This window comes from Ilumatobacter sp., assembly GCF_049588435.1.
In the GTDB taxonomy this organism is placed as follows: Bacteria; Actinomycetota; Acidimicrobiia; order Acidimicrobiales; family Ilumatobacteraceae; genus Ilumatobacter_A.
Map to the genome: position 1 here is coordinate 1 of NZ_JBAVYV010000561.1, position 1,955 is coordinate 1,955.

Here is a 1,955-nt window from a genome sequence, read left to right on the forward strand (position 1 = left end):
GTGACCCGTCGATCACCCAGGATCGGACCCGGCCGGGCGGGGTATCCGGCCGATTCGTTGCGCTGACGACCGTCGACGCCTACCTGCGAGACCACGCCCCTGAAGCCGTCTGGACCCGGCATGGTCGAAAGGTCTTCGAGGCCGATCTTCCGATCTACCTCGCCGAGTTCGAGGACGGGGGCGACGAGTTCCGCACCGAGATGATGACGGCGGTGGCTCCGTTGATGGCATCGCTGTCACCATGCGCCGTCGACGCTCAGGATGAACTGCACCAATACCTGTGTCGATACCTGGTCTCGGGAGATGAACGCGGCGTGCGCGGGATCGTGCGCCTGACGCGTCGACCGCGCACGATCGGACTGGTCATGAGTGGGTTCGGCATGCTCCCCATGCACGATCGACTTCGCCTCACGCTCGTCGGTGCCGAGAAGGCGATCGGTCGGGCGCTTCGGTGGTTCCGGACCCTCTCGAACGAGGCCGGGGACCCCCCGGGCGATCCGGTCCCTCGCCGGTGAGGCGAACGGGAGTCCGAACCTAGTTCGGAGGAGCGATCGCCTCGTTGGCCCGAGCCAGGTCCTCGACGAAGTCGACCTCGATACACACCGACTCGGTGACGTCCACAGGTGCGTAGCGAGCACCGTCTCTGTCGATGGACAGTTCGATTGCCCTCTCGAAGTAGTCCGCATCGCTGCATTCCTCCAAGCGGGCAATCAGTGACGCCTTGTCGTTCGAGCAGACGTAGTTGACCCCGACCGCTTCGCCGAGCCCGTCGACGACGGTCTTGGAGAGCTCACGAATCGCCCCACGATCATCCAGGTTGTACTTGACCTCCTCGGCCCCCACGGCGGCCGTATTGACCGAGATGAACGATTCGTCGGCCTCGATGCGGGGTCGCAGCAGGGGGAGAAGATCGCTGTCGAAGACGACATCCCCGTTCATCCACAGTGCACTTTCGTCGCCCGTGTTCTCGAGCGCCCGCAACAGGCTCTTGGCGGTGTTGGTCTCGCCGAACCTCTCGTTGTATGCGAAGAGCAGGGCAGGGGCTGCCTCCATCACCAGGTCCTTCTTGAAGCCGACGGCCACGATGACCGGTGCGGTCGGGAACATCTCCTGTGCGGCCTCGACCTGGCGCTGCATGATCGAGCGGCCGTCGGTGAGCACCGTCAACGGTTTGGGAACGGGTCGACCAAGCCGCGAGCCGACCCCTGCAGCGAGGATGACGATGACCATGAGGCTGCGAGGCTACCTGCGATGGTCGGTCGAATCCCGAGGCAGCAACGTCGCCATTGCAGAGAGTGCTACGACCGGCGAAGAACGGTCAGTCGCCATCGAACTGGGAAGGCAGCTCGATTTCGTGGAGGAGGGGCGAGGTCGCGAGATTGACACTGACGTTCAGGCCGAACTCGTCCCGCAACTCGCGGGCGGCCGACTCGACCATCCAGCGGTCCCCGCTCTCGATCCCACGGATGCAGGTGTGGTAGAGGTGGCGCATCGCTTCGGGCGTTCGTCGGTACCGGCGGTTGGGGGTGTCGAAGCTGATGTCGAAGAAGGCGACCGGCGCCCTCCAGTTGCCGTAGTTCTCGTCAAGATACCGCTCGGGGTTGTTCGGAATCCACCATCGTTGACCCTGCACGATCATCGGTTCCAGTTCGGATGGTGTGTTCCACCACTCGTGGACACGGGTGCAATGCCACCAGCGGCCATCGCGCAGTTCGTGGCGGAAGAAATCCACGTGGAGGCCTGATGGGTGGACCGCGACGAGCCACATTCCCTCCACCAGGACCGTCGTCTCCAGACCCGAGCCCACGAGCGCGTCCTCGACATCCTGCAGTCGTGTCTCCGGCAGCAAGCCGAGGTCGACGTCGTGGTCGTACTCCAGGAACGTGCCCTCGCGGAGAAATCCGAGCAGCGTCCCGCTCATGAGGAACGGTCTGATGTCGCGAGAGTCCAGGCGA

At 64.2% G+C, this 1,955-nt stretch carries 2 protein-coding genes and 1 pseudogene; 1 reads left to right on the forward strand and 2 read right to left on the reverse strand.

The genetic code is table 11. The features are described from left to right. Nucleotides 1-515: hypothetical protein (locus WBV89_RS21185; RefSeq protein WP_423983317.1), on the forward strand; the 515-nt coding region annotated here is incomplete at its 5' end. A gap of 19 nt (nucleotides 516-534) precedes the next feature. Here the strand turns inward: WBV89_RS21185 and WBV89_RS21190 are convergent. Then, nucleotides 535-1,230: an NTP transferase domain-containing protein gene (locus tag WBV89_RS21190; RefSeq protein ID WP_423983318.1), complete on the reverse strand. Its 696-nt coding sequence runs from the start codon at nucleotides 1,228-1,230 to the stop codon at nucleotides 535-537. Nucleotides 1,231-1,318: 88 nt separating this feature from the next. Continuing rightward, nucleotides 1,319-1,955: pseudogene (locus WBV89_RS21195) on the reverse strand (hypothetical protein); the annotation flags it as partial.

Excerpts from the sequence above, each read along its gene's own strand:
- WBV89_RS21190 (WP_423983318.1), bottom strand. The coding sequence starts at position 1,230 with ATGGTCATCGTCATCCTCGCTGCAGGGGTCGGCTCGCGGCTTGGTCGA.